This is a genomic window from Chloroflexia bacterium SDU3-3 (assembly GCA_009268125.1).
Taxonomy (GTDB): domain Bacteria; phylum Chloroflexota; class Chloroflexia; order Chloroflexales; family Roseiflexaceae; genus SDU3-3.
In genome coordinates this window covers 117,227-134,468 of sequence record WBOU01000005.1, presented here as the reverse complement: position 1 = coordinate 134,468, position 17,242 = coordinate 117,227, and the positions used below count along the sequence as shown (strand labels likewise).

Annotated in this window: 10 protein-coding genes; 2 read left to right on the top strand and 8 right to left on the bottom strand. The window is 68.5% G+C overall.

Features of this window, described 5'->3' with window-relative positions; genetic code table 11:
- Positions 1 to 1,040: 1,040 nt before the first annotated feature.
- The 5 genes from treZ to F8S13_09885 form a co-directional block, all read right to left on the bottom strand.
- On the bottom strand, positions 1,041 to 2,843 hold the full coding sequence (gene treZ, locus F8S13_09905; protein KAB8143324.1) for a malto-oligosyltrehalose trehalohydrolase: 1,803 nt from the start codon (positions 2,841 to 2,843) through the stop codon (positions 1,041 to 1,043).
- Positions 2,844 to 2,953: 110 nt separating this feature from the next.
- Positions 2,954 to 5,086, bottom strand: coding sequence for a glycogen debranching protein GlgX (gene glgX / locus F8S13_09900; GenBank protein ID KAB8143323.1), 2,133 nt, complete (start codon positions 5,084 to 5,086; stop codon positions 2,954 to 2,956).
- Between the two features lie 33 nt (positions 5,087 to 5,119).
- Positions 5,120 to 8,029, bottom strand: coding sequence for a malto-oligosyltrehalose synthase (gene treY / locus F8S13_09895; GenBank protein ID KAB8143570.1), 2,910 nt, complete (start codon positions 8,027 to 8,029; stop codon positions 5,120 to 5,122).
- Between the two features lie 406 nt (positions 8,030 to 8,435).
- Positions 8,436 to 8,879 carry a hypothetical protein gene (locus tag F8S13_09890; protein ID KAB8143322.1) on the bottom strand — a complete coding sequence of 148 codons (444 nt, stop codon included), beginning with the start codon at positions 8,877 to 8,879 and terminating at the stop codon, positions 8,436 to 8,438.
- Positions 8,880 to 8,934: 55 nt separating this feature from the next.
- On the bottom strand, positions 8,935 to 10,062 hold the full coding sequence (locus tag F8S13_09885; protein KAB8143321.1) for a glycosyltransferase: 1,128 nt from the start codon (positions 10,060 to 10,062) through the stop codon (positions 8,935 to 8,937).
- A gap of 80 nt (positions 10,063 to 10,142) precedes the next feature.
- Here F8S13_09885 and F8S13_09880 point away from each other — a divergent pair, with 80 nt between their 5' ends.
- Both F8S13_09880 and F8S13_09875 read left to right on the top strand, forming a co-directional pair.
- Entirely contained in the window at positions 10,143 to 11,027 is an 885-nt protein-coding gene (locus F8S13_09880) for a GNAT family N-acetyltransferase (GenBank protein ID KAB8143320.1), read from the top strand.
- A gap of 92 nt (positions 11,028 to 11,119) precedes the next feature.
- Positions 11,120 to 12,091, top strand: coding sequence for a MoxR family ATPase (locus F8S13_09875; GenBank protein ID KAB8143319.1), 972 nt, complete (start codon positions 11,120 to 11,122; stop codon positions 12,089 to 12,091).
- 69 nt (positions 12,092 to 12,160) lie between these two features.
- On the opposite strand, the gene F8S13_09870 is transcribed toward F8S13_09875, so the two are convergent.
- From F8S13_09870 to pnp, 3 genes are all read right to left on the bottom strand, one after another.
- Positions 12,161 to 13,252: a hypothetical protein gene (locus F8S13_09870; GenBank protein ID KAB8143318.1), complete on the bottom strand. Its 1,092-nt coding sequence runs from the start codon at positions 13,250 to 13,252 to the stop codon at positions 12,161 to 12,163.
- A gap of 270 nt (positions 13,253 to 13,522) precedes the next feature.
- Entirely contained in the window at positions 13,523 to 14,890 is a 1,368-nt protein-coding gene (locus F8S13_09865) for a DEAD/DEAH box helicase (GenBank protein KAB8143317.1), read from the bottom strand.
- Positions 14,891 to 14,979: 89 nt separating this feature from the next.
- Positions 14,980 to 17,241, bottom strand: a complete 2,262-nt coding sequence (pnp, locus tag F8S13_09860) for a polyribonucleotide nucleotidyltransferase (protein KAB8143316.1) — start codon at positions 17,239 to 17,241, stop codon at positions 14,980 to 14,982.
- Position 17,242: the final 1 nt, after the last annotated feature.

The window sequence follows — 17,242 nt, the reverse complement described above, 5'->3', positions numbered from 1 at the left end:
GAGGGGTGAGGCAAGAAGGGTGCCGAGGGGCGGCAGCCGGGGCATGCCTCCTCGCATGGTGTCACTTTTTACATCGGTGCTGGGCTTCTTTTCTATGCGCGATGGCGGTGATGCTTGTTCGGTGGATGCCCTGTGCGGGCAGCGCCTAGGTCGGCCTGAGGCTGGTGCGCGATCCGTTGATGGTACGCGCTTGTTTGGTGGTGGATGCCCTGTGCGGGCGGCACCAAGGACTCCGCGCCCTTAGACCCCCACGAGGGGCGTTGCCCCTCACATGGTGTCACTTTTCGACGTGTTCCCCATCACTGATGGCGGTGGTGTTTGGGTGGTGAGTGGATGCCCTGCGCGGGCAGTGTCGAGGGGCCAGCCCCTAGGAACCCCGCCAGGGGCAATGCCCTGACATGGTGTCATTTTCTTAGGTGTCCCAAGGCCGTTTTGGCGAAATGGTGCCTTGCTATCGGGTCGGCCAGGGTATGCTTTCGAGGGATAGTGGTTGTTCTTGTTTGGTGGTGGATGCCCTGTGCGGGCGGCACCAAGGGCTCCGCGCCCTTGGAACCCCGCCAGGGGCGTTGCCCCTTGGAACCCCAATTTGAAGCGTTCCGATGCCGAATGCTGGCCGCTGGTGTTCGTGCATATGGCCATGAAAACATCAGCGGCACCTTCGCCGCATGGGAGAGGTGGGCTGGTGCGCCGCGATCATGGTTTGGGGCAGATCGCTTGCTGGGAGCGCAGCTGGTGGTATGCTTTGCCGTTTCCAGATGCCGTTGCCTGGCGGCTGGTCTTCGTGCATAGGGCCAGCCAACACCAGCGCCACCGTCGCCGCATGGGGAAGGGCGGGCGAGGCTCCCCCTATTCTTGATAAAAGGGAGATCACCTATCGGGTGTGATCTCCCTTCACCTACGCCCTGATGTGCCTTCGTGCCTTCGCGGCTTCGTGCCTTTGAGGTGTTTGTGCCCTTGTGTTCCTTGGTATCTTGGAGTCTTGGTGGTGAGTCGGTTCTCCCTTCGTGCCTTCGCGGCTTCGTGGTATGCGTCCCCTTCCCCTACCCCACGCGGCGGAGCAGCAGGGCGGCGGGGCCGTCGAAGCTGGCCGCGCCGTCGGCGAGCGTGGCCGCGCCCGCGCCGCCGTAGCGGGCCTCCTCGGTGGAGAGCAGCACTTGCCACTGGCCGTCGAGCGGGTGGCGGGCTGCGCCGCGCAGGTTGGCCAGCAGCAGCAGCTCGCGGTCTGCATCGCTGCGGCGCAGGGCCAGGGTGTCCGGCCCCAGCGGCTGGGCGTTGAAGCTGCCCTGGGGCAGGCTGGGGCGCAGGGCCAGCAGGTCGCGGTAGAGCGCCAGGGTCTGGGCGTGGCGGGGCTGCCCGCGCTCGGCCCAGCGCAGCTTCGATCGCAGGAAGGTCTCATCGGCCTGGGGGTCGGGGATCTGCTCGCCTGCGAAGGCGGCGAAGCGGGCGAACTCCTTGCGGCGGCCCTCGGTCACCAGCCTGCCCAGCTCGGCGTGGTGGTCGGTGAAGTAGAGGAAGGGCGTGGAGGCGTCCCACTCTTGGCCCTGCCAAATCATGGGCGTGTGGGGGGCCAGCAGCAGCAGCGCCGAGGCCATGCGGTAGGCCTCGGGCGGCACCATATGGCCCAGGCGCTCGCCGAAGGCGCGGTTGCCCACCTGGTCGTGGTTTTGGATGCAGTAGACGAAGGCCGAGGGCGGGCAGCCATCGGCGGGCTGGCCGCGCGGGTGGCCCATGGCCGCCGAGATCTGGCCGGTGTAGAACCAGCCCTGGCGCATGGTGGCGGCCAGGTCGGCGGCGCTGCCGGTGTAGTCGGCGTAGTAGCCCTCGCGCTCGCCGGTGAGCGCCACGCGCAGCTGGTGGTGGAAGTCGTCGGCCCAGGCCGCATCCAGCCCGTAGCCGCCCTGCGCGGGCGGGCGGATGAGGCGCGGCTGGTTGCGCTCGTCCTCGGCGATCAGGATGAAGTGGCGGCCCGGCGGCTGGATAGCGCGGACGCTGGCGGCGATCTCGGCTAGGATGTGGGTGGGGCTGTCGTCCTGGATGGCGTGGGTGGCGTCGAGGCGCAGGCCATCCAGGTGGAACTCGGCGGCCCAGTAGCAGGCGTTGGCCACGAAGAAGGCGCGCACGTGCTCGCTCGCCACGTCGTCGAAGTTCAGCGCGTCGCCCCAGGGCGTGCTGTGGCGGTGGGTGAAGTAGTGCTCGGCGAACTGGCGCAGGTAGTTGCCATCCGGCCCGAGGTGGTTGTAGACCACGTCGAGGATGACGGCCAGCCCCTGCTGGTGGGCCGCGTCCACCAGCCTGCGCAGCGCCTCTGGCCCGCCGTAGGCGCGGGATGGTGCGAACAGGCTGACGCCGTCGTAGCCCCAGCCGCGCTGGCCGGGGAAGTCGGCCACCGGCATGATCTCGATGGCGGTGACGCCCAGGTCGCGCAGGGCGGCCAGGCGCGGGATGGCGCTGTCGAAGGTGCCCTCGGGGGTGAAGGTGCCGGTGTGAAGCTCGTAGATCACGGCCTGCTCGATCGGGATGCCGCGCCAGTCGGCGTCGCCCCAGGGATGGCGGGCGGGGTCCACCACCTCGGATGGGCCGTGGACGCCCTCGGGCTGCGAGCGTGAGGCGGGGTCGGGGCGGTCGTCTGCGCCGTTCAGGCGGTACATATACCTGGCCCCGTGGCCCACGCCGGGCACGCTGGCCTCGAAGAAGCCGCCGGGCGCGGGGCGCATGGGGTAGGCGGCGGCGGGGCTGCCATCCTGGTAGATCACCACATCCACCTGGCTGGCGCTGGCGGCCCAGACCCGGAAGTGGGTGCCGTCCGCTGCGGGCGTGGCCCCGAAGGGCAGGGAGAAGATCATGGCTGTGCCTCTCTATGGGTGGCGGCGAACACCAGAACACCAAGGCGAAAACCTTGGTGTTCTGGTGCCTGCCTTCTGGTTTTCTATACCGCTGATAGCCTGAGCAAGATCTATTCCACCTGCCGCAGCAGCACCAGCGACCCGGCGCACAGCGGGTAGTCGTCGCCCGAGTCGTAGGTGGGCAGCGGCTCGTCGTGGCAGCGCGCGGTGTCGAACACCACCTCCCAGGGGGAAGGCTCGAAGCCCTGGGTGGCCGAGATAGTGAACTCGATCGGCTGGTCGGCGGCGTTCAGCAGCAGCAGGAAGATGTCGTCGTAGATGAAGTTGGCCTGCTCATCCCACTCGTCCATCGCGCTGCCGTTGAGCCGCACGCCCAGAACGCGCACCATGGCCTCGTTCCACTCCTCGTCGGACATCTCGTTGCCATCGGGGCGCAGCCACTCGATATCGTGGATGTGCAGGCCCTGGATGAGGCGGCCCTGGAAGAAGCGCCGCCGCTGCAGCACGGGGTGGCTTTGGCGCAGGCGGATGATCTGCTTGGTGAAATCGAGCATGGCCTGGGCCTCGGCGTCGAGCGACCAGTCGAGCCAGCTGATCTCGTTGTCCTGGCAGTAGGCGTTGTTGTTGCCGCGCTGGGTGCGGCAGCGCTCGTCGCCGGCCAGCAGCATGGGCACGCCGTGCGAGAGCAGCAGGGTGGCCATCAGGTTGCGCATGTGGGTGCGGCGTCGCGCCAGCACCTTTGGGTCGTCGGTCTCGCCCTCCACGCCGCAGTTGCACGAGTTGTTGTGGCTCTCGCCGTCGCGGTTGCCCTCGCCGTTGGCCTCGTTGTGCTTCTCGCTATAGCTCACCAGGTCGCGCAGGGTGAAGCCATCGTGGGCGGTGATAAAGTTGATCGAGGCGGCGGGGCTGCGCCCGTTGTGCTGGTAGAGGTCGCTGGAGCCGGTGAGCCGGTAGGCCAGCTCGGCCACGCCCTCGGCCTCGCCGTTCCAGAAGCGCCGCACGATGTCGCGGTACTTGCCGTTCCACTCGGCCCACAGCACCGGGAAGTTGCCCACCTGGTAGCCGCCCGGCCCGATGTCCCACGGCTCGGCGATCAGCTTCACCTGCGAGAGCACGGGGTCCTGGTGGATGATGTCGAAGAAGGTGGTCAGGCGCTCCTCATCCTGCATGCCGCGCGCCAGCGTGGCGGCTAGGTCGAAGCGGAAGCCATCCACGTGCATCTCCAGCACCCAGTAGCGCAGGCTGTCCATGATCAGCTGGAGCGTGCGGGCGTGCAGCATGGAGAGGCTGTTGCCGCAGCCGGTGTAGTCCATGTAGTAGCGCGGCAGGTCGGGCACGAGCCGGTAGTAGCTCTGGTTGTCCACGCCGCGCAGCGAGAGCGTGGGGCCGAGGTGGTTGCCCTCGCAGGTGTGGTTGTAGACCACGTCGAGGATGACCTCGATGCCTGCGGCGTGCAGGGTCTTGACCATGGCCTTGAACTCGCGCACCTGCTCGCCGGGGCCGCGCGCGCAGGCGTAGCGGATGTCGGGGGCCAGGTAGGCCAGGGTGTTGTAGCCCCAGTAGTTGGTCAGGCCGCGATCTACCAGGATGCGGTCGTCGACGTGCTGGTGGATGGGCAGCAGCTCCACAGCGGTGACGCCCAGATCCTTGAGGTAGCCGACCACGGCGGGGTGGCCGAGCGCGGCGTAGGTGCCGCGCATGTGCTCGGGCACCTCGGGGTGTAGCTTGGTGAAGCCCTTGACGTGCAGCTCGTAGATCAGCGAGCGGTGCAGGGGCGTGTTGGGGTGGGCGTCGCCGCCCCAGTCGAAGGCCGGGTCCACCACCACCGCCTTGGGGATGAAGGGCGCGCTGTCGCGGCTGTCGGGGGTGAGGTCGGCGTACTCGTCGCCGATGGTGTAGCCGAACAGCGCGTCATCCCAGCGCTCGGTGCCGCTGAGCGCCTTGGCGTAGGGGTCCACCACCACCTTCTTGGGGTTGAAGCGGCTGCCGAACTCCGGCTCGTAGGAGCCGTGGATGCGGTAGCCGTAGAGCTGGCCGGGCTGGATGCCGGGCAGGTAGCCGTGCCAGACGTTGTCGGTCTGCTCGGGCATGGAGAAGCGCCCGATCTGGCGGGCGGGGTCTGCCGCATCGTAGAGGCACAGCTCGACATCGGTGGCGTGCTCTGAGAAGATGGCGAAGTTGACGCCCTGGCCATCCCACGTCGCCCCGAGCGGGTATGGCCTACCGGGCCAGATGTTGCCCATACGTCCTCCGGATTCGCTCGAAAGGGTACAAGATCAGCTGCGCTCGTCGCGCGCGAGCAGGGCCACCGGGAAGCTGGCCAGCACCTGGGCCAGCGGCAGGCCCACCTGGCCGCTGCGCTCGACGGCGGCCACGGTCTCATCGGTGAGCACATTGCGGAAGAGCTGCCCGGCGCGGGCGCTGGCCAGCACCAGCATGTCATCGCCCCAGGCATCCGCGCCCAGCGGCAGCCGGGCCTCGCCCAGCTTCTTGGCCAGCAGCCTGGGGGCCACGGCGATCGCCATCTGGTCCTCGGCGCGGCGGGCGAAGGCCACCACGTGCTCGTCGGCTGTGCCGGTGGCAGCCAGCGCGGCGTAGCTGCCGCCCTGGAAGAGCTGGGGGTGCGCGGCGCGGAAGGCCAGCACCTTGGCGACCAGAAAGAGCTTGGATCGGCTGTCGCGCGGGTCGCTGATGGTGCGGGCCAGATCGTGGGCGGGCACATCCATGGTCGTCAGCTCATCCAGCAGGTAGGTGCGCAGAGCGTAGTCCACCGGCTGCCGGTTGTCGGGGTCCACTAGGCTGAAGTCGAACATCTCGGTGCCCTGGTAGATGTCGGGCACGCCGGGGGATGTGAGCTTCAGCAGGGTCTGGCTGAGGCTGTTGTAGATGCCGAAGTGGGCCACCAGCTGGTGCAGCTCGCGGATCTGGGCCATGAAGCGCCTGTCGGCCAGGGTGGCCTCGACGAAGGCCTGCACCGCGTCATCGTACTCGCTGTTGGGGTTGAGCCAGCTGGTGTTCACCTTGGCCTCGCGGATGGCCTTGACCATGTAGGCCTTGATGCGGGCGGTGTAGGCGCGCAGGGCGGCCTCATCCAGCGGCTCGATGGGCAGGGTGCCGAGGATGGTCTGGTAGAGCAGGTACTCCTCGTTGCGGTCGGGGGCGGGCCTGCCGTCGATCTCGCGCTTCTTGCGCTGGTTCAGGCGGCTGAGTCGCCCGAGTAGGGTCTTCCATGTGGCGGGCAGCTCGGAGATTACGCTGATGCGGGCGCGCACATCCTCGCTGCGCTTGGTGTCGTGGGTGGAGGATGCCAGCATGGCCAGCGGCCATGTGCGCAGGCGCTCGTGGTTCTGGCGGTGGAAGGCGGCCACGGTGGTGCCGAACAGGCGCGGCTCGCCGCCGACCTCGTTCAGCGAGGTGAGGCGGTTGTAGATGTAGAAGGCGGTGTCCTCTAGGCCCTTGGCCATCACCGGGCCGGTGAGCTGCTGGAACTTCATCACGAACTGGCGCTGCGACTCGCGGGCGGCTTCATCCAGCATGCCGGGGTAGCGCAGCAGCAGCACATCGCGGATGAAGTCGTAGATTGTCGGCTCGGCGGCCAGGTTGTGTCGGCGGGCGCGGGCCAGGGCCTGGTCGATCACCTGCTGGTCGCGCTCGCTCACCGTGTCGGTGGCGGCCACGGTGTAGGTGCGGTACACCGGGAAGCTGGCGATCACCTCGCGCAGGGCCTCGCGCAGCGAGTTGAGCGTGAAGTCGCGATAGTAGCGGCTGTGCTCGGCCACGCGGCTGAGCTGGTAGGCCAGCACCGTCAGCTCGCTGGCCAGCGAGGTGCGCATGATCTGCCTGCGGGTGTTGTAGACCAGATCCTCGAAGTCGATCTTCCTGCCGATGAAGTCGCTGTAGATCTCGCTGATGCGCCGCTCGGCGGATGTGTCCACTAGCACGCCGCCCGCCGCATTCAGGAAATCGTAGCCGGTGGTGCCATAGACCGGCCAGCTCTCGGGCAGCGGCTCGTTGCGGGCCAGGATCTTCTCGACCAGCACATACAGCGGGCGCTCGTGCTCGGCCCAGGCGATGCCCTCGGCGTCCTGTCCCATCTGGGCGATGGCGAAGGCCTCTTGGAGCCGCCGGAAATAGCCCTCGGGGTCGTAGAGGCCGTCGGGGTGGTCGAGCCGCACGCCGGTGATCTTCTGCTCGGCCAGCAGGCGCAGCAGCAGCTGGTGGGTGGACTGGAAGACCTCCTCATCCTCCATGCGGATGGCGGCCAGGTCGTTGATGTCGAAGAAGCGGCGGTAGTTGATCTCCTCGGCGGCCACGCGCCAGTAGGCCATGCGGTAGGCCTGCCTGCCGATCAGGTCGTCGAGCGCGTCGAAGCTGCGCGGGTCGCCCGCCGCACCATTGATCATGGTGATGCTGCGCGCCACGGCCTCACGCACCGCCTGCGAGCTGGTGCACAGCGCATCCAGGCGGCGCTTGATGATCTCCTTCTCGCGGTGGCGCTCGGCCACGCGGGCCTGGTCGGTCTCGGTGCGCTCGGGCAGGTTGGTGAGCGCGGTGATGATGCTCTGGTACTCCAGCAGGTCGGCGTGGTCGTCGCCCAGCTGCTCGGCCAGCGCATCCAGCTGGGGCGCGAGGATGTTGGTGTAGCTGCGGGGGTTGAGCGGCAGGCAGTGCTCGTAGTAGTGCAGCCAGAACGCGCCATCCTCGTAGCGCACCTGCAGCGCGCCCTGCTCTAGCACACGCCCGTACTGGTCGCCCAGGATGGGCAGCAGCACCTTGTTCTCCAGCTCGCGCTTGACGGGGTGCCAGTCGATGTCGAAGAAGCGGGCGTACTTGGAGGAGGGGCCGTTCTCGATCACGTCCATCCACCAGGTGTTGGAAGGCTCGCCGATGCCCATGTGGTTGGGCACGATGTCGAGCAGCAGGCCCATGTCGTGCTCGCGTAGGGCGGCGGAAAGCTGCTCGAAGCCATCCTCGCCGCCCAGCGCGGGGTTGAGGCTGTTGTGGTCGGCGATGTCGTAGCCGTGGGTGCTCTCGGGCCGCGCGCGGAAGATCGGCGAGGCGTACAGGTCGCTCACGCCCAGCGCCCGCAGGTAGGGCACGATGGCCTGGGCCTGGGCGAAGGTGAAGGCGCTATTCATCTGCACGCGGTAGGTGGCGCTGGGGATGCGGTTTGGGCGGTTCTCCATCGAATCGCGCTGAGGCTCGGTGTCAGGTAGGACGGACATGGTCAACCTCTCATGGAAAAGCACCGCACGGCATGGTGCGAGCAGTGCGGTGCCTGTGCTTGATTGTTTGGTCTTGGCCGTCTGAGTGCAAGCATCTGACGTTTGGGCGTGCGTCTCTAGCATAAACGCACGCGGCAGGTCAATTTGCTCTGCGAGCTATGCTAGCACAAACGGGGGCCGATGTCACCCTGCGGCGTTGGCGGCTAGAGTCTATGCGTTTTCGACAGCGCGCCGATTCTTTTACCACCAAGACTCCAAGGAACCTAGGAATCCACTCTCTACGACGGCATGGAGATTCGAAACAAAGTGATAAAACCTTCGCGTCTTCGTGGTAAAGAAACTTTGGTGGCTCAAGAACGCATCGGCCCTAGTCGGCGGGGCGATCTTCGGCCAGCGCGTCGCTGGCGAATATGCCGCTGGTGGCCACGCCGCTCACGCCGGTGGTCCCGGCGGAATCGCCGATCGGGTTGGTGGGGGCGCTGGTCTCGAATACATAGTGGCCCCAGGCGATGCTGCCGCGCGTGGCCTCGGGGCGGGCGTCGGCCCGGCTATGGCCGAGCGCCAGCGGCCCGTGGTCGCGGAGGAGATCGTAGGCGCGCTGGTGCAGCGGCCCGCCGACATTGGCGGCGACGGACCACAGCTGCTGGGCCTGCTGGGCCTGCGCGGGCAGGCCGGGGTCGTCGGGGCGCTGCTCGCGCAGGGCTAGGCTGGTGTAGGGCAGCCCGGCGGCCTGCAGCGCGTCGAGCGCCGTGGTGGCGGCGGGCAGCGCCGCGAACAGCGCGACGATGGTCTGCGGCTCTTGCTCAGTCATTGCAGTTCTCCTTTTGGCTCTGCCTCCTCTGCGCAAGAACTAGGCCATCGGCCCCCTAGCGCCCGTCCAGCACGCGGCCCTTCCAGCGCACGCCGCGCCCGCCGCGCACCCGCAGCAGCCCGCGCAGCGCCACCGCGTAGTAGATGCCCAGGCCCAGCGGGTAGGCCAGCCCCCACCACGGTGCGAGGCCATAGCGCCGGTGGTAGAGCCAGCCCACGTGGGCGGCGGCCAGCGCGGCCAGGGCCAGCGCACCCGCCGCCGCCAGCGGCGGGCCAGCCGCTAGCGCCGCCGCCATAGCCCACCACGGCCCGAAGGCCAGCAGCCCCTGGCGCAGGCCCACCCAGGCGCTGCGCGGCCCGCCGCTGCGCGCCCCAGCCACTGCGTTTTTGCCCAGCCCCTCCAGCGCGTCGGGCCAGCCCGTGTACATGCGCGCCGACAGCTGCCCGAAGGCCTCGGCGGCGCGTATGCGGTAGCCTGCGCCCTTCACCACCGCCGCGTAGTCGGCATCCTCCAGCACGCTGGCGCGCACGCTGCGGTGCCCGCCGGTGGCCTGGTACACCTCGCGGCGGATGAGGATGGCCTGGCCGTTAAACAGCGCCAGCGGCGAGCTAGCGTCGCCCACGGCGGCCAGCGGGTAGAGGCTATAGAGGATGGTGTGGAAGGCGGGCACCAGCAGGCGCTCGGCCAGCGTGACGAGGGTCTGGCGCGGCATCAGGGTCAGTGCGTCGGCGCGCTGGGCGTGGGTCAGCGCGTCGGCCAGCAGCCCAGGGGCGGGCACCACATCGGCGTCGAGGAACAGCAGCCACTCGCCGCGCGCGGCCTGGGCGGCCTGCCAGCAGGCCCAGCACTTGCCCGCCCAGCCCGGCGGCAGCGGCTGGCCCGCCAGCACGCGCAGCTCGGGCAGCGCCGCCGCGTGGGCGCGGGCCACATCGGCGGTGCCGTCGGTCGAGGCGTCATCCACCACTATCACCTCGCAGGCGCGCAGGCGCTGGTGGGCCAGCCCCCCCAGGCATGCCCCGATCCGCCCGGCCTCGTCGCGAGCGGGGATGAGCACCGAGATGCGCCCGCCCGCCGCTGAGGCAGCCTGGGGCAGCTGGGGCGTGGCTCGCATGCGCGCGGCATCCTGCGCCGCCACGGCGGCCAGGGCCGCGCCCAGCCCAAGCAGGCCAAAAAGCCACTGCATAGCAAAGATCCTATCGTGTATACTACAGCCAGAGGGGCCGCCGCAGCGGCAGCCGCGCCATCCACAAGAAGAAGTTGACTATGCCATTCTTTCGCCGTCCGCTCGACCTCAGCCAGGCGACGGTGCGCCCGTGCGCGCCCGAGGACATCACCGCGATCTCGCGCATGCTGCGCGACCAGTCCCACCGCTTCCTAGCCGCCGCCAGCGCCGACCTGCCCGCGCTGCTCGGCGGCGCCCCCGCCGTGGCGCTGGCCCTGGGCGCGGATGTGCTGGGGGCCGTAGTGGCGGGCTGGCCAGTGCAGCATGTGGCCTGGCTGCGGGCTGTGGCCCTGGCCGACAGCGTGCCCGTGCCCGCCGGGCTGGAGGCCCTGCTGCCGCCGCTGGCCGACATCGCGCATCAGCGCGGCGTGGCCCGGCTGTTCTACGCGGGCGACCTGTCCGCCGACACCTGGCTGCAGCCTGCCCTGCTGGCGCGCGGCTGGGTGCGGCAGACCGATGTGGTAGTGTACGAAAAGCACGGCTTCGCGGTTCCCTCGCCGGGGAACGGGCGCGTGCGGGTGCGCAAGGCGCTGTTCTCCGACCTGCCCGCCGTGGTGGCGCTCGACCGGCTGTGCTTCGATCCGCAGTGGGCCAAGGATGAGGGCATCCTCGGCCCGGCGATCGTCGAGCAGCCGCTGTTCCTGATCGCCGAGCTGGATGATCTGCCGGTGGGCTACGCCTTCGTCACCAGCCACTTCCAGGGCATGCTGGTGCATCTGGTGCGCATCGCGGTCGACCCCGGCGCGCGCGGCCAGCAGGTGGGCGTGCGGCTGCTGGCCGAGGTCGTGGCCTTCGCCGAGCGCAGCCGGGCCGAGTCGATCACGCTCAACACCCAGCAGGAAAACCGCGCCGCCCAGCGGCTCTACGAGTGGTTCGGCTTCCGCCGCACCGGCGAGAGCCAGACGGTGCTCTCCTACCCGCTCTAGCGCGCCGCTCCCCAATGCGCCATGTTATACTTGCCATGTCCCAATTCGCACCATACATTCCCGCCACACCTGAATAGAGCACAAGAGGTTCCATGGAGAGTGTCAAACAGGTGGCAGACCGTGTCATAGAAAATGTCGAGCAGGTGATCGTCGGCAAGCGCAAGGCCGTGGATCTGGTGCTGGTGGCGCTGCTGTGCAAGGGCCATGTGCTGCTGGAAGATGTGCCTGGCACCGGCAAGACTACGCTGGCCAAGGCGATCGCGCGCTCGATCGGCTGCGTGTTCAAGCGCATCCAGTTCACCCCCGATCTGCTGCCGTCCGATGTCACCGGCATATCGATCTTCAACCAGCAGAGCCGCGAGTTTGAGTTTCGCCCCGGCCCGGTGATGGCCCAGATCGTTCTGGCGGACGAGATCAACCGCGCCACGCCCAAGACCCAGAGCGCCCTGCTGGAGGCTATGGAGGAGCGCCAGATCACCGTGGACGGCACCACCCACGCGCTGCCCCAGCCCTTCATCGTGCTGGCCACCCAGAACCCGATCGAGTACGAGGGCACCTTCCCGCTGCCCGAGGCCCAGCTCGACCGCTTCCTGCTGCGCATCAACCTGGGCTACCCCGAGCGCATGGATGAGATCACCATGCTGCGCCGCCAGCGCCAGCAGCACCCGATCGACACCCTGGCGCAGGTGGCCAGCGACACCGTGCTGCTGGATCTGCAGGAGCAGATCAAGGCGATCTATGTGGATGAGCTGATCGAGGAGTACATCGTCTCGCTCACCACCGCCACCCGCCACCACGAGGATGTCTACCTGGGGGCCAGCGCGCGCGGCTCGCTGGCGCTCTACCGCACCGCGCAGGCCCGCGCCGCGCTGCAGGGCCGCGACTACGTCATCCCCGACGACGTGAAGGCGCTGGCGGTGCCGGTGCTGGGCCACCGCATGATCATCAGCCCGGCGGCGCGCATCCGCAGTGTCTCGGCCAGCGCGGTGATGCAGGAGATCCTGGCGGCGGTGGCGGTGCCGGGGGCTAGGGCGGGCCGCCGCGACATGCCCGCCGCCCGCTAGGGGCCGCACACGGCGCGGCCCCTAGGTGCTGCTGTAGCACCTGGGGGCCGCGTTTTGTTTGACAGAGGGTTATAGCCCGCCCAGCCCGCTGGAGACGATTTTCTTCTTGCGCGGCCAGGCCGCATCCCACAGGTCGCGCAGGGCGGGCTGGCAGAACAGCCAGCCCAGGGGCAGCAGCGGCGCGTACATCAGGCCCCAGTAGATATTGGTGGGGTGACCCACCACCATGAAGGCGGCCATCAGGATGCCTAGGGTCAGCGCCGCGCGGGTGCCGGTCTCGCCCTTCCAGCCGGCCAGCCCCACGAGCGCCAGCGGCACGATCACCGGCACCACCCAGCGCGGCAGCGTGATCGTGAGGATGTTCCACTGCGCGGTGGCCAGCGCGAAGCTCCAGCCGCCGAAGGCCAGCCAGCCCTTGCTCTCCGCCGCCGGGTCCATCAGCGGGGTGACGGTGGCGGCGTGCCAGGCGATGTAGGCCGCGCCCACGGCCAGCCCGGCCAGCCACGCCAGCGCCTCGCGCCGCTGGCCCTCGCGCCACGCCAGCAGCAGCATAATACCCAGGTAGGGCAGCGCCATCTCGCGGAAGAGCAGGGCCAGGGTTCCTACGAGGACACTGGGCAGCCAGCGGCCAGGCTGGCGCAGCGCCAGCGAGAGCGCGATCAGCAGCGCCGACCACAGCTCGTGGAACACGATCGCGTCTTTGCCAAAGCTGAGGATGAGCGCCGTACCCGGTATCAGGATGCTGGCGGCGAACCAGAGCGCGGTCTTCTTCACCTCGCGCAGGCGGGCCACCCATGCCGCCAGCACGGCCAGCGCCAGCAGCCCCAGCAGCGCCCGCGCCAGCCCCAGCGAGGGCAGCGTAGCCAGCAGCGTGGCCTCGGTGGGCAGCCGCCAGGTGAGGAAGGGCCGGGTGGTGTAGCCGTAGAAGCGCATGCTGGTGCCGGTGGCCTGGTAGTAGCCCTCGCCCTGCCGCATGCGCTCGACGATCTGGTAGTACAGCGCGATATCGGTGTTGTTGTTGCGCGGCTTGTTGACCACCGTCTCGGAGAGCGCCTCGTACTGGCAGAAGAAGCCGTAGATGATCAGCAGCGCCAGCGCGGCCAGGATGGCGATCGCGGCGGCGCGCGGGATGCGGGCAAAACGTGTGCTTATCGAGCGCATGGGTGAAACTCGTGAACATCGTGCGGATCCGGCCCATACAATAGCATACTGTCTGCCCGCTGGAAAGCCTACCTCTCCACTCGCCGAAGATTCTTTACCACCAAGACTCCAAGGTGCAAAAGAACCAATTTACCACGAAGATGCGAAGGCACGAAGGTGCGAAGGGAGCAAAGTGCAGCACGCGTATCATGTGGTGCAGTTGGGTACGGCGGGCGCATGCAAAACGGCCCGCCCCACAAGAGGGCGGGCCGTTCGGCTGCGGCGGGCGTGCTAGCTGGCGTTGCGCGAGCCGGATGGGCGCGCACCGCCCTGGCTTCGCTGGCCGCGCGCGCTACCCTGGCGTTTGGGCTGCTGGCTGCGCGGCGCGCTGTCGCGCTGGGCCTGCGGGCTGCGCGGCGCGCTGTCGCGCTTGGGCTGCTGGCTGCGCGGCGCGCTATCGCGCTGGGCCTGCGGGCGGCCCTGGCGCGGCGGGCGCTGGGGCTGCACCACTGGCTCTGGCGCGGGCGCGGCGGCGTTGTAGTCGAACCCGTCCAGCTGCTTGCGCTCCAGCGGGCGGCCCATCACCTTCTCGATCGCCTTGACGGTGGCCCTGTCCTCATCCGTCACCAGCGTCATGGCGTCGCCCTCGCGCTCGGCGCGGCCCGTGCGGCCAATGCGGTGGATGTAGGCGTCGACCGTGTCGGGGATGTCGTAGTTGATCACGTGGGTGATGCTCTGCACATCGATGCCGCGCGCCGCGATGTCGGTGGCGACCATGATCTGGAACAGGCCCTTCTTGAAGCCATCCAGCGCGGCCAGGCGCTGGTTCTGGCTCTTGTTGCTGTGCAGCACTGTCACCTTGTAGCCCTCGCGCCCGATCTGCTGCATCAGGCGGTTGGCGCGGTGCTTGGTGCGGGTGAAGATCAGGATGGACTGCGCGTCCTCGACCAGATCTTCCAGCATGGCCATGGTCATCTTGGTCTTCAGGTGCGAGGGCACCGGGTAGATAGCGTGGCTCACCGTGCTGGCGGGCGCGCTCAGGTTCACCGATACGCGCTGGGGCTTGCTGAGCGCCGCCGAGGCCAGGGCCTCCACATCCGGCGGGAAGGTGGCCGAGAACAGCATGGTCTGGCGGGCCTTGGGCAGGTGGCTGAGCAGGCGGCGCACGGCGGGCAGGAAGCCCATGTCGAACATGCGGTCGGCCTCATCCAGCACTAGGGCCTCGATCCCGCCCAGGCGCGCGGTGCCGCGGTCGATGTGATCCTGAAGCCGCCCAGGGCAGGCCACTAGGATCTCGACCCCGCTGCGCAGGGCCTGCTCCTGCGGGAGCATGGAGACGCCGCCGTAGATGGTGGCGCTGCGCAGGCCGGTGCCCTTGGCCAGGGCCTTGACCGTATCGTTGATCTGCTCGGCCAGCTCGCGGGTGGGGGTGACGATCAGGGCGCGGTGGATGTTGCGGGGGCCGCGCAGCAGCTTCTGCAGGATGGGCAGCACAAAGGCCGCCGTCTTGCCGGTGCCGGTCTGGGCGGTGCCGATCATATCCACGCCGGTGAGCGCCACCGGGATGGCGGCCTTCTGGATGGGGGTCGGCTCGGTGTATCCAGCGACCTGCACGGTGTGGAGCAGGCGCTCGTCTAGCGAAAACTGTGTAAAGCTCAAAGTATACCTTCCAACAAAGGATGAAGGACGAATGCGGGAAGCCTTCGTCCTTCACCTTCAGTTTCGTATTTCGTCGTCGAGTATGGGGCCTAGCGCTCGTCGCGCCGCCGGGGGCGGGGGCGGTCGCCATCGGCGCGGGGCGGGCCGCGTCGCTCGCCACCCTCGCGCGGGCCACGGTCGCCGCCGCCGTTGCGCGGGCCGATGCCCTTGCCAGCGCCAGCCGCGATCCGGTCCTCCGGCGACTCGCCGGAGAGGATGGCGCGGCGCGAGAGGCTGACCTTGCCGGTGCCCTGCTCGATGCCGATCACCATCACGTTGATCTCGTCGCCCATCTTCACGACATCCTCGACGTTCTCCACGCGCTTGGTGTCAAGCTCGGAGACGTGGACCATGCCGTCCTTGCCGGGGACCAGGTTGACGAACGCGCCGAACGGCATGATGCGCACGACCTTGCCCAGGAACACATCGCCCACCTTGATCTCGCGGGTTAGGGCCTCCACCATCGACACGGCGCGCTTGGCGGCCTCGCCGTCGGCGGTGGCGATGAACACGCGGCCATCGTCCTCCACATCGATCGAAGCGCCGGTGGCCTCGGTGATGCTGCGGATGGTCTTGCCGCCCGGCCCGATCAGCGCGCCGATCTTGTCGGGGTTGATCTGCAGGGTGATGATGCGCGGCGCGTAGGGCGAGAGCTCCTCGCGCGGGGCGCTGAGCACGCTGGTCATCTTGTTCAGGATGAACAGGCGGCCATCGCGGGCCTGGGCGAAGGCCTGGCGCATGATATCGTAGGTGATGCCGGTGGTCTTGATGTCCATCTGCAGGCCGGTGACGCCCTCGCTGGTGCCCGCCACCTTGAAGTCCATATCGCCCAGCGCGTCCTCGACGCCCTGGATGTCGGTCAGCACCTGCCAGCGGCCATTCTCGCCGGTGATCAGGCCCATGGCCACGCCGGCCACCGGGCGCTTGATCGGCACGCCCGCGTCCATCAGCGAGAGGCTGGAGCCGCAGACCGATGCCATGGATGAGGAGCCGTTGGAGGACAGCACCTCGGAGACGAGCCGCAGGGTGTACGGGAACTCGTTCTCATCGGGCAGCACCGCGATCAGCGAGCGCTCGGCCAGCGCGCCGTGGCCGATGTCGCGGCGCTTGGGGCCGCGCAGCGGGCGGGCCTCGCCGGTGGAGTAGGGCGGGAAGTTGTAGTGGTGGATGTAGCGCTTCGAGGTCTCGATGCCCAGGTCATCCAGTCGCTGCTCCTCGCCGGGCGCGCCCAGGGTGGTGATGGTGAGCACCTGGGTCTGGCCGCGGGTGAACAGGCCGGTGCCGTGCACGCGGGGCAGGATGCCCACGTCGATGCTGATCGGGCGGATCTCGGTGACGCTGCGCCCATCCACGCGCTGGCCGCGCTCCAGGATGGCCGAGCGGACCTCCTCCTTCACCAGTGCGTCGAACACCTTCTTGACGGCCTTCTTGCGGCTCTCGATCTCTTCCTCCGGCTCATCGGCGGTGAAGTGGGCGAGCACATCGGCCTCAAGGGCGTCGGTGGCGGTCTGGCGGGCCAGCTTGTCGGGGTTGTTTAGCGACTCGCGCAGGCGAGCGCCCATGTAGCCGGCCACGGCCTGCTCAAGCGAGTTGTCGGCCAGCGGCGCGACGAACTCTTTCTTGACCGGCTGCACCAGCGCCACCAGCTGCTCCTGCAGCTCGCAGATCTGCTTGCAGATCTCGTGGCCCTTGACCACGCCGTCGAGCATCTCGTCCTCGGTCAGCTCGTAGGCACCGGCCTCGACCATCAGCACGGCGTCTTTGGTGCCGGCCACCACCAGGTCGAGCCGGCTGTTGGCCATCTCGGGCATCTCGGGGTTGATCGCGATCGCGCCGTCGATGTGGCCCACCAGCGCCGCGCCCACCGGCCCCTTGAACGGGATGTCGGAGATCGCCAGCGCCGCCGACGCGCCGATGATGGCGAGCGGGCCGGGGTCGTTGATCATGTCCACCGAGAAGGTGTTGATGATCACCTGCACGTCGTTGCGGTAGCCCTTGGGGAAGAGCGGGCGCAGCGGGCGGTCGGTGAGCCGCGAGATCAGGGTTGCGGTCTCGGTGGGCTTGCCCTCGCGCTTGAAGAAGCTGCCCGGGATCTTGCCAGCGGCGTACATCTTCTCTTCGTAGTCGACGGTGAGGGGGAAGAAATCCACGCCCTCGCGCGCGTCGCCGCCCACCACGGTGGCCAGCAGCACGGTGTCGCCGTAGCGCACGGTGACTGCGCCGCTGGCCTGCTCGGCAAGCCGCCCGGTCTCGATCGTCAGTGTCCGCCCGGCGATCTCGGTGCTGACCGAGTAAACCTTTCGCTCTGTCATA